General features: G+C 65.4%; 13 protein-coding genes and 3 pseudogenes. 9 read left to right on the top strand and 7 right to left on the bottom strand.

Annotated elements, in window-relative coordinates; all coding sequences use genetic code 11:
• Nucleotides 1–49: 49 nt before the first annotated feature.
• Together ACV7NQ_RS45375 and ACV7NQ_RS45370 are read left to right on the top strand one after the other, a co-directional pair.
• Nucleotides 50–481 carry an NfeD family protein gene (locus ACV7NQ_RS45375; protein ID WP_463365119.1) on the top strand — a complete coding sequence of 144 codons (432 nt, stop codon included), beginning with the start codon at nt 50–52 and terminating at the stop codon, nt 479–481.
• The gene (locus tag ACV7NQ_RS45370) at nt 481–1,737 is read left to right on the top strand and encodes an SPFH domain-containing protein (protein WP_463365118.1); all 1,257 of its coding nucleotides are present in this window, start codon (nt 481–483) and stop codon (nt 1,735–1,737) included. The genes ACV7NQ_RS45375 and ACV7NQ_RS45370 overlap by 1 nt, the downstream gene beginning before the upstream one ends.
• A gap of 67 nt (nt 1,738–1,804) precedes the next feature.
• Here the strand turns inward: ACV7NQ_RS45370 and ACV7NQ_RS45365 are convergent, their stop codons facing one another.
• Nucleotides 1,805–2,380, bottom strand: a complete 576-nt coding sequence (locus tag ACV7NQ_RS45365) for a TetR/AcrR family transcriptional regulator (RefSeq protein ID WP_463365117.1) — start codon at nt 2,378–2,380, stop codon at nt 1,805–1,807.
• Between the two features lie 76 nt (nt 2,381–2,456).
• Here ACV7NQ_RS45365 and ACV7NQ_RS45360 point away from each other — a divergent pair, with 76 nt between their 5' ends.
• Together ACV7NQ_RS45360 and ACV7NQ_RS45355 are read left to right on the top strand one after the other, a co-directional pair.
• A complete protein-coding gene (locus ACV7NQ_RS45360) occupies nt 2,457–2,918 on the top strand; it encodes a cupin domain-containing protein (RefSeq protein ID WP_463365116.1) in 462 nt (153 codons plus the stop codon).
• 337 nt (nt 2,919–3,255) lie between these two features.
• Nucleotides 3,256–5,238, top strand: a complete 1,983-nt coding sequence (locus ACV7NQ_RS45355; protein ID WP_463366058.1) for an ArnT family glycosyltransferase — start codon at nt 3,256–3,258, stop codon at nt 5,236–5,238.
• Between the two features lie 37 nt (nt 5,239–5,275).
• Here ACV7NQ_RS45355 and ACV7NQ_RS45350 read toward each other — a convergent pair whose 3' ends face one another.
• Nucleotides 5,276–5,812, bottom strand: a complete 537-nt coding sequence (locus ACV7NQ_RS45350) for a DUF3558 family protein (RefSeq protein ID WP_463365115.1) — start codon at nt 5,810–5,812, stop codon at nt 5,276–5,278.
• A 202-nt stretch (nt 5,813–6,014) separates the two neighbouring features.
• Here ACV7NQ_RS45350 and ACV7NQ_RS45345 point away from each other — a divergent pair.
• Both ACV7NQ_RS45345 and ACV7NQ_RS45340 read left to right on the top strand, forming a co-directional pair.
• Nucleotides 6,015–7,278 (top strand): annotated as a pseudogene (locus ACV7NQ_RS45345) (acyl-CoA dehydrogenase family protein).
• A pseudogene (locus ACV7NQ_RS45340) lies at nt 7,275–8,131 on the top strand (NtaA/DmoA family FMN-dependent monooxygenase); the annotation flags it as partial. The pseudogenes ACV7NQ_RS45345 and ACV7NQ_RS45340, both read left to right, overlap by 4 nt.
• A 235-nt stretch (nt 8,132–8,366) precedes the next feature.
• Here ACV7NQ_RS45340 and ACV7NQ_RS45335 read toward each other — a convergent pair.
• Nucleotides 8,367–8,858, bottom strand: a complete 492-nt coding sequence (locus tag ACV7NQ_RS45335) for a GAF domain-containing protein (RefSeq protein WP_463365114.1) — start codon at nt 8,856–8,858, stop codon at nt 8,367–8,369.
• Between the two features lie 96 nt (nt 8,859–8,954).
• Here ACV7NQ_RS45335 and ACV7NQ_RS45330 point away from each other — a divergent pair.
• Nucleotides 8,955–9,095 (top strand): annotated as a pseudogene (locus ACV7NQ_RS45330) (cadherin repeat domain-containing protein); the annotation flags it as partial.
• A 4-nt stretch (nt 9,096–9,099) separates the two neighbouring features.
• Here ACV7NQ_RS45330 and ACV7NQ_RS45325 read toward each other — a convergent pair.
• From ACV7NQ_RS45325 to ACV7NQ_RS45310, 4 genes are all read right to left on the bottom strand, one after another.
• Nucleotides 9,100–9,228: a hypothetical protein gene (locus ACV7NQ_RS45325; protein ID WP_463366155.1), complete on the bottom strand. Its 129-nt coding sequence runs from the start codon at nt 9,226–9,228 to the stop codon at nt 9,100–9,102.
• 103 nt (nt 9,229–9,331) lie between these two features.
• A complete protein-coding gene (locus tag ACV7NQ_RS45320) occupies nt 9,332–9,922 on the bottom strand; it encodes a hypothetical protein (protein WP_463365113.1) in 591 nt (196 codons plus the stop codon).
• 468 nt (nt 9,923–10,390) lie between these two features.
• Entirely contained in the window at nt 10,391–10,669 is a 279-nt protein-coding gene (locus ACV7NQ_RS45315) for a YggT family protein (RefSeq protein ID WP_463365112.1), read from the bottom strand.
• A 122-nt stretch (nt 10,670–10,791) separates the two neighbouring features.
• Nucleotides 10,792–11,829: a cupin domain-containing protein gene (locus ACV7NQ_RS45310; protein ID WP_463365111.1), complete on the bottom strand. Its 1,038-nt coding sequence runs from the start codon at nt 11,827–11,829 to the stop codon at nt 10,792–10,794.
• Between the two features lie 69 nt (nt 11,830–11,898).
• On the opposite strand from ACV7NQ_RS45310, the gene ACV7NQ_RS45305 reads away from it, so the two are divergent.
• Nucleotides 11,899–13,152 carry a serine hydrolase gene (locus ACV7NQ_RS45305; protein ID WP_463365110.1) on the top strand — a complete coding sequence of 418 codons (1,254 nt, stop codon included), beginning with the start codon at nt 11,899–11,901 and terminating at the stop codon, nt 13,150–13,152.
• Nucleotides 13,153–13,936: 784 nt separating this feature from the next.
• A complete protein-coding gene (locus ACV7NQ_RS45300; protein ID WP_463365109.1) occupies nt 13,937–14,872 on the top strand; it encodes a CorA family divalent cation transporter in 936 nt (311 codons plus the stop codon).
• The last annotated feature ends 33 nt before the right edge of the window (nt 14,873–14,905 follow it).

The raw sequence follows: 14,905 nt of genomic DNA, 5'->3' as shown, positions 1-14,905 counted from the left end.
CTTGTGTTGGTAACTCCCCAGACGGGGGTAGGAGCACTACAGTGTGTCTGTGGCCGCAATTGTTTGGCTGGTCGCGGGGATCCTGCTCGCGGCAGCGGAGATGCTCACCGGCGATCTGACTCTGCTGATGCTGGGTAGCGGCGCGCTCATCACCGCCGGAATCAGCTTTATCGCAGACACATCGGTGATCGTGGACGCGGTGGTGTTCGCGGTGGTGTCGGTCGTCCTGATGCTGGGTGTTCGTCCGGTTCTGTTGCGGCACTATGGAAAGCCGCCGCTGACACCGACGAACGTGGACGCGCTGCCTGGCAAGTCGGCGCTGGTCCTGGAAGCGGTGAGCGAGCACAGCGGCCAGGTGAAGTTGGGCGGCGAGGTGTGGACCGCCCGGCCGTTCGATCTGACCGAAGAATATCCGGAGGGGACCAAGGTGTACGTCATGAGGATCGACGGCGCGACCGCCGTCGTCTGGAAGGGACCGTAATGGCTGTACTGATCGTTGCCGCCGTCCTGGTGCTGTTGGTCGTGGTGGTGGTCTTCAAGTCGATCGCCCTGGTGCCGCAGGCCGAGGCGGCGGTCATCGAGCGGCTCGGGCGGTATTCGCGCACCGTGTCCGGCCAGTTGACGTTTCTGGTGCCCTTTGCCGATCGGATCAGGGCGAAGGTGGATCTGCGCGAGCGGGTGGTGTCGTTCCCGCCGCAGCCGGTGATCACCGAGGACAACCTGACGCTGCACATCGACACCGTCGTGTATTTCCAGGTGACCAGTCCGCAGGCGGCGGTGTACGAGATCAGCAACTACATCGCGGCGGTCGAACAGCTGACCGTGACCACGCTGCGCAACGTTGTCGGTGGCATGACGCTGGAACAGACGCTGACCTCCCGTGATCAGATCAACGGCCAGCTGCGCGGCGTGCTCGACGAAGCCACCGGCCGCTGGGGTCTGCGGGTGGCGCGGGTCGAGCTGAAGAGCATCGATCCGCCGCCGTCGATCCAGGAATCGATGGAAAAGCAGATGAAGGCCGATCGTGAGAAGCGCGCGATGATCCTCACCGCCGAGGGCACCCGGGAGTCACAGATCAAGACGGCCGAGGGCACCAAGCAGGCCGCGATCCTGTCCGCCGAGGGCGCCAAGCAGTCCGCGATCCTGGCCGCCGAAGGTGAACGGCAGAGCCGCATCCTGCGCGCTCAGGGTGAACGCGCCGCCTCCTACCTGCAGGCACAGGGCCAAGCGAAGGCCATCGAAAAGGTCTTCGCCGCAATCAAATCCGGCAAGCCGACACCGGAATTGCTTGCCTACCAATACATGCAGACTCTGCCGCTGGTCGCCCGCGGCGATGCGAACAAGGTGTGGCTGGTGCCGAGCGATTTCGGCAAGGCGCTCGAAGGATTCGCGCAGAACTTCGCCACCAAGGGTGACGACGGCGTGTTCCGCTACGAGCCCGCGCCCGACGATTCCACGCCGGCCAAGCCCGAGGACGATTCGGACGTAGAGGGTTGGTTCGATACCGCCCGCGATCCGGCAATCGAGCGTGCGGTGCGTGCCGCCGAGGCCGATGCTCGCGCTTCGATCGAGGGTTTGACGCCGCCCCCGGTCCCGTCTCGCACCTCGTCGACCCCGCAGCAGCCGGTGCTCCCACCACAGGAGCCATTCCAGAAGCAGCAGCCGCCTGCACCGCCGCAGCCCCCCGATGATCCGCACGGCCGCCCCTGGCAGCCGCCGGAGAGCTACCCGCAGTAGTAAGCGCCGACCGCCTCGGAGTTCCGAATGGAGCTCCGGGGCGGTTTTCGTCGACGCGGTGGCTGATTCACGACGCGCGCACACCGTTCAGGGCGAGATCGAGGAAGCGGTTCCAGTCGCCGCTACCGGTGCGGATGGTCGCGGACATGGCGCCGACGAGCATGTAGACATCGGCGACGGTGATGTCGGTGCGCAGCGTCCCAGCGGCCTGGCCGTCGGTGATCAATGCGGCGATCGCGGCTTCGAGTTCGGCCCTGGCGGCGCCGCGCGGTTCGGTCTCTGCGGTCCCTCGGGCGGCTTCGATGGCGGAGGACAGGCCGCGATCGCCCGCCAGCACCTCACCGACCCGGATCAGGTACAGCTCGAGCCCGCGACCCAGCTCGGGTTGCCGGCGGCATTCGGTGCGCGCGAATGCGGCCAACTCGGCGAACCGGTGCTCGGCCGCGGCTTCGATGAGGGCTTGGCGGGTGGGGAAGTGCCGGTACACGGTGCCGACCCCGACGCCCGCCGCCCGCGCCAGTTCGGGCATCTGCACCTCGTCGCCGCGTTCGGCGAACAACTCGCGTGCCGTCTTCAGCACGCGTAACCGATTGCGCTGCGCATCGTTACGTGGTTTTCGCTCGGGCGTCGAGGGGGTTGACAACGGCTGCACTCCTCCGAGTTAATTGAAACGGAACCGGAATCCGATTCCAGCATCCCACATTGGAGGTCAGCTTTCCATGTCCGAGGATCGTTTCATCCTGTTGGAGCCCACTCAGGTACGGCAGGGGCGCGTGCCGATGCCGCCCGCATTCGCCGTGAAGGCGATGACCGCCGACACCAACGGCCGCTTCTCGCTGCTCGAAGTCGTTGTCGCAAGGGACATTCCACGCCACACCCACCACGTCGCCGACGAGGGCATCTATGTGTTGGAGGGCGAACTCGGCATCGAGTTCGAAGGCCGCGGCTACACCGCGGGAAAGGGCACCTTCATCTTGCTGCCCCGCGGCATCCCGCACGCCCTGCGCGCCGTCTCGACGCCACCGCCACGGGTACTTCAGATCTCGTCCCCCGGCGGCTGGGAGCACTACCTCGAGGACCTGTTCGAGGCTGGACCCGCCGTCCTGACCGAGGGTCGACTGGACCCGGCCAAGATCAACCCCATCGCCGCCGCCTACGATATCACCTACGAAGAGCGCTGACACCTGCTGCGGCACGTTCGCCGCGGCCGTTCGCCTTCCGGCGCTGGCCGATGCGGTAGTGGATCGGATGACTTTCGTTCGACCGGCCGCATCGGCTCGCCGATGAATAATGGGGAACGTCGGGCGAAGCGCATTCGGCACTGGCCAGACCCCGCGGGCTGCCAACGCCATGGAGTCGACGTGGCGCCCTGCGTCGCATCGACCGCTGGCCGCGACCTGTCACCGAACAATTCGGATCCGATCCGTGCGTGTCGGAGGTGCTCACAGGAAACTGGCAGCCTGTACACAGCGGGCGTGATCCTGGGGTGTCGAGAATTTCGGTGTGACCAATGCTGCCATGACGTGGATCAGTGCTGATGTCCGGAGTATCGAGGAGCCTGACGATTCGACATCGTCGGGGGGTGGGCGGTTCCCAGGGTGGTCCGGCCGACGGTGGGAGCGGGTCGGGTTGGTGGTGCTGCTTGTGGGGACCGCTGTCGCTTATCTGTGGAACATCACCGTCAATGGGATGGGGAATGGGTTCTATGCGGCATCGGCTCGAGCCGGGTCCGAGAATTGGAAAGCCCTGCTGTTCGGGTCGTTGGATGCCGGCAACTTCATCACCGTGGACAAGCCGCCGGTGTCGCAGTGGGTGATGGGGCTGTCTGGGCAGCTGTTCGGGTTTTCCAGTGTGAGCATGTTGGTGCCGCAGGCGTTGATGGCGGTAGCGGCGGTTGCGCTGTTGTACGGCGCGGTCGCGCGGGTGAGTGGGCGCGGGGCGGGGCTGCTCGCGGGTGCGGTGCTGGCGTTGATGCCGGTGGCGGCCCTGATGTTTCGGTTCAACAATCCGGACGCGGTGATGGTGCTGCTGATGACGGCAGGGGCCTACTGCACGATTCGGGCGCTGCCGCGGGCCAGTGCCCGGTGGCTGGCGCTGGCCGGGGTGGCGCTCGGGTTCGCGTTCCTCGCCAAGATGCTCGAGGGCCTGATGGTTTTGCCAGCCTTGGGGATTGTCTACCTGCTGGCCGCGCCGACCACGTTCGGCAAGCGAATCCTGCATCTGCTCGGTGCGGCGGTCGCACTGGTTGTGTCATCCGGTTGGTACGTGGTTCTGACGATGCTGTGGCCCAAGGACTCTCGCCCCTACATGGCGGGCTCCACCGATAACACCTTCATGGATCTGGTACTCGGCTACAACGGACTGCAGCGCATTCAGGGCCGCAGCAGCGGCGGGGCCGGACATGGGGGTGCGCCTGCCCGGCCACCTGCGGGCGCTGAGCCGGCCGTCGACGCCTATCCGCAGCATGGGAACTCGGGGTTCGGCGGGATGGGTTCGCATGTGGGCAGCACCCGGCTGTTCAACGGCGAGATCGGTTTCGAAATCAGCTGGCTGATCCCCGCGGCGTTGCTCGCGTTCGCCCTGGTGTTGATCGCGCGCGGTCGCCGCCCACGCACCGACCTGATCCGGGCGGGCGCGATCGTGTTCGGAGTCTGGCTGGTGGTGGACGGTGTCGTCTTCAGCTACATGAACGGAGGCCTGCACGCCTACTACACGCTCGCCATTGCGCCCGCCATCGCCGGGTTGTTCGGCCTCGGCGTGAACGAAATGTGGCGGCTGCGTGACCGCGCCCTGGGTCGCTACGGCTCGGCGGCGCTGATTCTGGCCAGTGGTATTTGGGGTTTCGTTCTGCTGCAGCGCAATTCGGACTGGTTGCCGTGGCTGCGCTGGGCGGTCCTCGCCGTGACGATCGTCGCCGCGGTTGGTGTGGTGGCGACGTCATGGTCGACGCTGCGCCGCTTCTCGACGGTGCTGATCGCGGTCGGCGTGATCGCGGGTCTCGGCGGCACCTCGGCCTACGCGGTGGCGACGCTGGGCCAATCGCACACCGGCGGTGGTCCAGCCGTCGGCCCGGCCAAACCGGGGCATGGGGGTGCCGGCGGATACATGGGCGGGGATACCGCGAGTCCACAACTCGACGCGATGCTGCGGGCCACTACCACGCGATGGTCGGCCGCCATCGATCGCTCCTCACCTGCGGCCGCGCTCGAATTGTCCAGCGACACATCGGTGATGGCGATCGGCGGCTTCAAGAACGATCCGACGCCGACGCTGGACGAGTTCCGGAACTACGTGAAGAACGGCGACGTGACCTACTACATCGTGGCGAAGCCGCGCACGCCCAAGAACCAGGAACCCGGGCAGGAACCGCAGCAGAACCCTGGTGGCCGTCCGGCAGGACCGACGAGCGGCCACCAGGACATCGCGGACTGGGTCGCCGGCAGCTTCACCTCGACCTCGGTCGGCAATGCCACCGTCTACGACTTGCAGAAACCCAAGTAGGCGCAGGCGTTTCGGCGCCGCACATCATGCCGACCCGTCAGGGTGAGAGGTCGATGGTCAGCGTCGTCAACTGCAGGGCGGTGGCACAGGGATCGAGCTTCGCAGTGTGGGAACGGTTTTGGACGCGCCAGGTGATGGTGCCGTTGTCGGAGGCGACGACGGCACAGTCACCCGCGTCGTGTGGGTTTTTGACATAGAAGCCGGTTGCGGTGACCGTGGTCCCGAGTACCTGCTTGGTGATCGTCAGGTGTTCGGTCTCGAAACCGTCCGCTTGGGCGCGCTGCCATGTCAGCTGCAGGGAGTCGTGGTCGGAGAAGGTGAAGGTGAGGTCGGACTCGTCGTCGCCGCGTTGGGCGGTCCAGGCGCAGACCGGCGGCCGGTGGTGTGCGGTGAGGGAATCGGCGTGCACGGCCTGGGTGATTTGATCGTCGGTGAGCGGGTTGCACTGCGTGAGCGGATTGGCCGCGGGACCGGTGGTTGGTCCCGCGTCCAAGGCGGAATTCCCGGAACAGCCGGTGAGCAGCCCGGTCGCCGCGAGGGCGGCCAGTCCGGCGCGAGCGCGGAATGCGGTCACGGTCGCTGCCTCCTCGGCCCTTCGACGACGGTACCCGGCCAAGAGTACCGTCGGGCGCGCCCACCGGTGGTGGCAGCGGCTCAGGGCTTTCGTCGGCGATGGGCGTAGACATCGCGGCGGCCGGTCACGTGGTATGTCCGATGTTTAGATCGCGGTGCGTGTAACCCGTGAGTGCGCGTACCGTCCGCGCGATCGTTGAGTGATGACATCGAACGCAGCGAAACCCACTTCCGACGCTGAACTGGACGCGATCTTCGGCCCGATCTTCGACCGGATCGCCGTGGGCGCGGTCGACCGTGAGGGCGACAGGAGACTGCCCTTCGAGGAGGTCACGTGGCTGAAGGAAGCCAAGTTCGGCGCCCTGCGAGTGCCGGTCGAATTCGGTGGATACGGTGCCGGCGTGCGGCAGATGTTCAGGCTGCTCGTCGATCTGGCCGCCGCCGAATCGAATCTCCCGCAGGCGCTGCGGGTGCATTTCTCGTTCGTCGAGGATCAGTTGCTCGCCGAGCCGGGGCCGGAGCGGGAGCGCTGGTTGCGTGCCGTGGCCACGGGCACCCTGGTCGGCAACGCGATCACCGAGCCCGGTGTCGGTGTGGTCGACCGATATCGGACCCGCCTGACCCGCGATGGTGAGCGCTGGCTGCTCAACGGCGTCAAGTACTACAGCACCGGTTCGCTGTATGCCGACCATATTCTGGCCGCCGCCGATCAGCAGGGCGAGCGGGTGGGCGTGCTCGTCGACGCACAGGCCGACGGCGTTCGCCAGCACGATGATTGGGACGGCTTCGGCCGGCGTCTGACGGCAAGTGGCACTACCGAATTCACCGAAGTGGCGGTCGCCGAGGATCGGATCCTCGGGCCGGGATACGGCGTCGCGGGGCCGACCTACGCGACCTCGTACCTGCAACTCGTGCAGCTGTCGGTCCTCGCGGGTGTCGCCGCGCGGGCCGAACAGGACGCCAGGACCTGGGTCGCCGAACGCACCCGCAGCTATACCCACGCCACGGCCGATCTGCCGCGCCGGGATCCGTTGGTGCAGCAGGTGATCGGGAAGTTGTCGGCCGCCGCATTCAGCGCCCGCGCGACCGTGTTGGCCGTCGCCGACGTGCTCGACGAGGCGCTGGCCAGTGGCGGTCGTGACGAAAAGGCCATCGTCGCAGCCGAACTTGCCGCCGCGCAGGCCCAGTTGAGTGTGATCGACGTGGTGCTGCCCGCCACCAGCCTGCTGTTCGACGTGGGTGGCGCGTCCATTTGTTTCGGAGCGGCTGCGGCTGGATCGGCACTGGCGCAATGCCCGCACCATCTCGGTGCACAATCCCGCCATCTACAAGGCGAAGGCCATCGGCGATTACCTGCTCAACGGCACCGAGTTGCCGTTCGCGTGGAGCGCGGGCGAACGCAAGCCCGCCGCGGCGGAAGGACAGCCACAGCGACCCGCCGCATTCGCTTCAACGCCTTCGACATGAACTGCGTCGCCACCAATCACCCGGGCTGTGGCGGCATCCGGACGACCAGTCGCACCGGTACAAGGAACTGAGCTACTGGACGGAACTGGCAATCCTGTTGGAGCAGGGGCGTTTCGGCGGCATCTTTATCGCCGACGTGCTCGGCACTTACGATGTATACGACGGCAACGACATCGCGGCGCTGCGCCAAGGCGCGCAGATCCCGGTGGCCGACCCGCTACTGCTGGTCTCGGCGATGGCGGCGGTGACCGAGCATCTCGGGTTCGGCATCACCACCGGCACCGGTTTTGAGCACCCGTATCCGTTCGCGCGTAGGCTCTCCACCCTCGATCACCTCACCAAAGGCCGCATCGGCTGGAACGTGGTCACCGGCTATCTATCTTCGGCCGCCAGGAATTTCGGCGCCGACGACCAACTCGATCACGACGAGCGCTACAACCGGGCCGACGAATATCTCGAGGTGCTCTACAAGCTGTGGGAAGGCTCATGGGAGGACGACGCCGTGGTTCGCGATGCCGCGCAGGGCATCTACGTGGATCCGGCGAAGGTGCACCACATCGGCCACCAGGGCGCGCATTACGCGGTGCCCGGCATCCACCTGTCGGAGCCGTCGCCGCAGCGAAGCCCGGTTATCTTTCAGTCCGGTGCCTCGCCGCGCGGTGTTCGATTCGCGGCCGAGAACGCCGAGGCGATCTTCGTCGCCGAGCCTTCCAAACGGGTTCTCGCGCAAACTGTTTCGCGCATCCGCGACGCGTTGGATGCCGCCGGCCGAGACCGATACTCCGCCCGCATCTACGCGCTGGCTACCATCATCACCGAGCGAGGCGCGTACACAGTACGTACCGGGCACGCTCCGCAACGCGTTGTTCGAGAGGGGCGACCGGCTCCCCGAGGAGCATCGCGGTGCGCGCTACCGCCTGGGCGGCCCCAAACTCCACCGCATTGCCCGACTCGGTATCGCGCCTGGGAGCTTCGGTCGCGACACCGGCGCTGTAGGCGTCATCGAATCAACGGAAATGGCTGTTTGGGCTCTCGCCGACAGCCGCCATTCGAGTCCGCGCGTCGATCGAGCATGCGGGACGGGGGTGTTAGCCGAAGGGAATTGTGGCGAGGAGGACGTGCGCGATGGCTTCGAGGCCGTAGCGGTCGATTTCGTCGAAGCGCTTCAGTTCGGGGCTGTCGAGGTCGAAGACGCCGATCAGTTCGCCGTTGTGGACCAATGGCACGACGACTTCCGAGCGAGTGTCACCGTCACATGCGATGTGGCCTGGGAAGACGTGGACGTCGGGGACCAGTTGGGTTTCTCGGGTGTCGGCGGCGGTACCGCAGACGCCCTTGCCCATGGCGATTCGGACGCAGGCCGGTTTGCCCTGGAATGGGCCGACGACGAGTTCCCTGCCGTCGTAGAAATAGAAGCCGACCCAGTTCAGGTCGGGCAGTGCGTGGAAGACCAGGGACGCGAGGTTGGCGGCGTTGGCGACTCGGTCGGTCTCGCCGGTGACCAGTGCTTCGGCTTGGGCGAGGAGCTGGCGGTACTGCTCGGACCGGTCACCGGTGAAGTCGGAAACAGTGAACGACATGGGTGAATTCTAGGGCGGCGGAATTCCGCGTCACCCTATTGATTCTCGGTGATCGCAATACTGCATAGCGGCACGCGTCCGCAGGACCATTTCGGCATGACATCGCAGAATTCCGTTACCCGCTCCACCCGTTCGGCCGCGGTAATCGGCGCCGGCCAGACCGGCGTCACTGCGGCTCTTGGACTACTCGACGTCGGATTCGACGTCACGCTCTACAGCAGGGGTGAGGCAAAGTCCTGTTTCAGCTGTTCAGGACCAATTCGGATGCTCTTTCTGGGCGGTTAGCGTTGCGGCGCAGCGCTTTGGCGATGTTGGTGTGCCCTGCGAGGCGGAGCAGGCTGATGACGAGGTTGCGCAGCGACGCCATCATTCGTGGTCCACCGCCGGATCTTTCGCAGGCTGCACCGGCACAACGAGGTCAGCGGGATCGCGGGCTGACCGCCGCTGTAGTGCGATCGAGGCAACCTGGCCCGTCACTCCATCGGGTGAGCGTGACTGTCGTAGTGGATGGGGGATAGTTTGTCGCGAGCCCAGCCCATGACCTCGTCGACATGATGGCGATTGCGCGGTTCGTCGTCGTACAGCGTGGCGATGATGTCGGCGCCGCTGCCCATGTCGCGAGCAAGGTCACGAAGCGCTGGCGGCAGCGATGGATCGGCGCTGATGCGGGTAAGTAGGTCGCGGGTGGCCGCGGCGGTCGAGTGTGCCGTCTGCTGGAGTCGCGTTCGGGCGGCGGCGGTGAGTGCCGGGTCGCTGATGAACGGGTGCAGGTGGTCGCCGCGGTCGGTGTATCTGGAGGTGACGGTTTCACCGACGGTTTCGGTGAGCCACATTTCGGCGTCCGCGGTGATCTCGTAGGCTAAGTCGTGGATACGGATGTGTTCGGGGTCGGTCGTGGTGGTCAGCAGCAGCATGCTGGCCCGCCCGATCGCCAGGAACCCGCTGAGCGCCCGAGCAAGCATGATCGGCGCGGGTTGCGGGGACAGCCGCGCGACCTCGTGCCCGGTCGCGGCGACCCACAGTGCGAGTTTCTCTCCTCCTACGTCTATCACCGTAGTTGTCATGGCTGAGCACATTACGCCGCAAAACCACCTTTACCTGCGTAAACATTCGGCGTGTACACCGTTGAATTGGAGCGGTACTGCCTGCTCGGAGCCCTGCGAGTCCGCGCGCGCATCGTTTGGCTACCGCAGCCCGACTTCGTCGTGTTCCCTTTCTTCCGACGTCGGGGCGAGGGTGCTGGCAGTAGCGCGAGGGTGGCGGCGCCGACTACCGCACGGATCATGAACGCGATGAAACATCTTCGGGGAGAGTCGATTGCGCGACATGGGAGCTGACGAAGTCAGCGTCACCACGACCTCGCGGCGGCGCTCCCGCAGTTGCGCGAATGGACCGGCGGCGAGGGCGTCGACCACGCCGTCCATATGCCGGCAACCCGGACCTGTGGCGCATGCCCTGTTGGAGACGGGAACCGATCTGGTCGGCCGCGTCGTGCTGAAGCCCGGCCGCTAGCCGGGTGAACGCCGCCGCGGCTACAGGCTGAAGGCGATCGAGCGCAGGATCAGGGCGAGAATGAATACTGCGGTGAACGCCAGGTCGATCGACAGTCCGCCCGCTCGTATGGGCTGCAGTACTCGTCGAACCGGCGCGATCACCGGTTCTGTCCAGGTATGGGTCAGCGTGCGGGCCCGGGTCGCCCACGGGGGGCCGCCGTTGGCCAGCACTCCTGTCCAGTCCAGCACCATGCGGGCGATCAGCACTAATATGAACGCTGTCAAGGCGTACCCGAGCAGGGCTCCGATAAGGCTCATGACGAACTCCTTCGTGGTGGCCGGGGTCGGCCGTGTGTACTGATATCAACGCCGCCGAGCGGGTGAAAGGTGTCCTCTTTGCCGTGTTCTCAGCCGACTGTCAGGTCAGCGGACGTCGGGTGTTAAGGGTCGAGGGGGTTGTTTCGGGTGACGATCAGTGGGTCGGCGGGAGTGAACGGAAGGTCGGGCAATTCGTCGAGCGCGATGCCGAACGTTGCCGCGAGCACCTGCCGGGAGTAGGCGCTCATCGACGCGCGGTAGCCGATATCTCCTGGTGTCGGTTGATCGAAAAAGATGAGCAGATGAATCTGGGGCGCGTCGAGCACCTCGATGTGATGAGGGTAGGCCCGCGGGATGAAGTACACCTCGCCTTCGTTGACGGTGTAGGTGTCCAACGCCCCATCCGGATTCATGATCGTCATCCGCGCCGAGCCCTTGTGCACGTAACCCATTTCGGCGGTGACGGGATGCCAATGTGGTTCGCGCATACCGTCTTCCCTGATCCGTAGTGAGTACATCGAGATGTCGTGCAGCGCGGGCCAGAACTGCTGGCGCGCGGTCCGCGCGGATCCCACCGGCGAATCCACCTGCGCCGACATCGCCTCGACCGCGAAATGGTGTGGGTCGCCGAAATGAGACATCGACGGGATCTCGGGATCACCGTCGCGCCGCACGACCATCCTGGCGGTCGTGCTGCGCCGGATCCTCGCGAAGTCCGCGGCGGGCAGGTCGTAGGTGTTGCCGAGCACCGAGTCGGTCATCGCCCCCAATGCCGCACTGAACCCGAAGTCCTCCGGTCGTTCGTGGCGGAAGGCCAGCACGAATTCCACGTCGGTGTCTCCGACGTTCTCGATGTGATGCAGGGCACCGGAATCGATGTGGAACATCTCTCCGGCCGTCACGAGGAACGAGGAAAAGTTGCTGCCGCTATCCAGCACCGACACCAGGGCCGTGCCCGCAGTGCAGTAGGTCAGCTCGGTGGCATTGGCGTGCCAGTGCGGTTCCCGGATCGCGCCGGGAGCCAAGGTCAGGCGCTTGATCGAAAGCCCGGACAAGATCGGGAAGCTGTCGGCGGTCAGCCTGGTCAGCGCGCCCAGCTCGCTGCGATAGACCTCCTCGCCTTTGAGCAGGGAAGCGACATGGATCGACGGATTACTCATAGGTCCTCCTTGATCGCAGAGTCGAGATCGTTCCGGATCGATCATGCCGAACACCCATATGCTGGGCACATGAGCACACCACCTGGCTCGTTGGTGATGGTAGTCGCGGATATGGACTCGGTGACGACGATCGGCGACGAGGACGATCCGGCCGATGCCGGGCTGACTCGCGGCGACGTCGAGTCGCTGTGGGAGTCGGTGCGGGCGTGGTACCGGATGGGGACGACTCCGGCGATCCAGGTGTGTCTGCGGCGCAACGGGAAGATCGTGTTGAACCGGGCCATCGGGCACGGTTGGGGCAATGCCCCGGCAGACGGGCCGGCCGCGGAGAAGACACTCGTAACACCGCAGACGCCGTTCTGCGGGTTCTCCACGGCCAAGGGCGTGTCGGCCGCACTGATGTTCATGCTCATCGAGCAGGGCGCGTTCGCGCTGGACGACCTGGTGTGCGAATACATTCCGGAGTTCGTGGCCAACGGCAAGGCGGCGATCACGATCGGTGACGTCCTGTCGCATGCGGCGGGCGTGCCGTTCATCACGCCGCCGTACAAGGGTGTCGAGTTGGTGGTCGACGAGGAGTTGGCCGTGCAGGGCTTGGCCGATCTGGTCCCGAGCTGGCCGCGCGGTCGGTTCCGGGTCTATCACGCGTTGACCAGCGGGCTGATTCAACGTCTGCTCGTGCAGCGGGCGACCGGAAAGCGGATGCGTACGCACCTCTCCGAGCAGGTGCTCGACCCATTGGGGTTCCGGTGGACGAACTTCGGGGTCTCGCCCGAGGATGTCGACAAGGTCGTGCCCAGCGTAAAGACCGGGCCGCGGCCGTCGCGAATGGCGGTCTTCTTGGCGCGCAAGGCACTCGGTGGCCGGATGGACGGTCCGGTGTCCGATGCCGCGACGCGGGCCTTTCTCACCGCCGAACTCCCCTCGGGCAATCTCGTCACCACGGCATCCGAGCTGTCGCGGTTCTATGAAATCCTCACGCGCGGTGGCGAGCTGGACGGTATTCGGGTCATGGAGCCGGACACGCTGCGCCAGGCGGTTCAACCGGCCAACCGGATGCCAGGTCTGGCCGGGCCGGTGAGCCGGGCGGGCTTCGAACTGGGCGGGCGGCGGTCGAAGTTCGGCCGTGACACCCGATCTCATTTCGGCCGTAGCGGATTGACCACCCAATACGGTTGGGCCGACCCGGCGCGCGGGCTGTCCGGGGCGATTCTGACCAGTGGCAAGGCGACGACCGACGCCAAGCGGCCGTGGCAGTTGTGCGCACAGATCTCCGCGACCGTTGGCCTGCTGGACTCCGCTGACCGCGTGTTCAGCCTCTGATCCCGGTTCGTTCGCGCATCGGCGTCGAGAACAATTCGGAAAACACCGGGGGACACTGTTGCTATTTCGTTACCAGCAAACCCGTTTCGGCCGCGATATGTCTGGTTGTCACGCACACTTGCGAACGCACAACGGCATGGGCCTATGCACGAACGTCTGACGTTCGCTGGAGGAGACGCGGGCGTCCCGATGTGGCAACCTCCTTTTCGAGGTCGGGGTCTGAGAATCGACTCGGGCACTGGCTGGTTCGGCTGCGGCGGCCCCTATTGCGATGCGGGCCGCCGGCAGAACCATCTCGGCCACTGCTCACCGGCACGCCCACCGGCATCGGAGTCGCCGGTACCGCCCATGATCACCACATCCAGCCAACTGACGCGGTGCGGTCATACTTGCGCGACTGATTGACTTGGCCCATGGGGCGGGTTCTAATGATTGGTGGCGCAAGTCCTGCGTCGGTGATTCGTTCGATGAAGCGGGGTGAGCGGCGCATGCCGGACGACAGTATCGACATATCCAGCCAGGCCGCGCACGCGAATCGTGTTGTCCCGAATCGTTATTCGCTTGGGCGGGCCGCGGGCATCGAGGCCTGACCCGCCGACTGCTCGACATGGCATGTCGAGAACAATCTTGAACTGACACGGCGGGTGCCGAACTGTCGCGCGCTCGGTGTGACCCGGTGAACAGTAGAAGGGCAGCCGAAACTATGTGTGTCGCACTGTGTTCCGAAGCAGATGACTCCTCCCGTGGGTGGGGTTTACCTCGCGCGTCGTGCGAGGGGGAATAGATGACGACGTCCGTTGTGGCGGCGGACCGTTTCGACACGGAAGTGCTTCAGCAGCATTGGATCCCGATCTCGAAGGGCGACGCCGAGACCGCCATGGTGTTGCGCGAGCGGCTCGGTGTGGATTTCGCCGCTGCGGGTAGCGGCATCTGGGAGGCCAAAGGCTTCCTGTATCTCCCAGTCGCGGTGAGCTTCCAACGCGGGGAATCGACCGAGCGGGCGACGATCGTGTTCGCGCTCGGCGCCGAGTTCTTGGTGACGCTCCAGCCGGATGGGCATTTCACCCTGTTCGACAAGGCCATTGCCAAGATGAAAGCCAACCCGAGGCTGATCGGTTCGTCACACGGCGTGATGTATGCACTGCTGTGGGCCCTGAACCAGGTGTCCGAGCATGTACTGCTGCGTGCCAGCGATGCATTGGAGGCGATGAACGAAGAGGTCGAAAAGGTGATCGACGGTGGTCGCGCGCGGGGCGAGGAGGTCGGTATCGCCGACATACGCAAGGTCATGTCGCGGATGAACGCGGTCGAGGAAGTGGTGTCGCGGATCCGGGAGACCCAACTACAACTGGCCCGAGCCGCCCGCCACCTGCAGGCGGATTCTCCCAACCACCTCGAGGGTCTCGAACCTCAGGTCGCGATCTTGATCGCCGACGTCGACGCGGTGAAGGAGCACGCCGGATTCGAGCACGACAAGATCCGCTATCTGCAGCAGTCGACGATGACGTGGTTGGACGTCGAACAGAATCGGATCGTGAAGGTGTTCACGATCATCGCCGCGGTTTTCTTGCCCCCGACGCTGATCGCCACGTTCTACGGCATCAACGTCACCTGGATGCCGGAGCTGGAGTGGGAAAACCGCTTGCTCGCCATCCTGATGATGTTGGTTGCGGCGGTCGTTCCGCTGGTCTACATCAAACGGAAGGGCTGGTTGCGCTGACCCGACGGGGCGAAGCTGTGTGCGCGATCGGTT

The sequence above is a fragment of the Nocardia sp. Tas62D01 genome (genome assembly GCF_055232035.1).
Note: the sequence above shows the minus strand (reverse complement) of the source record. Positions and strands in the feature narration are given on the sequence as shown.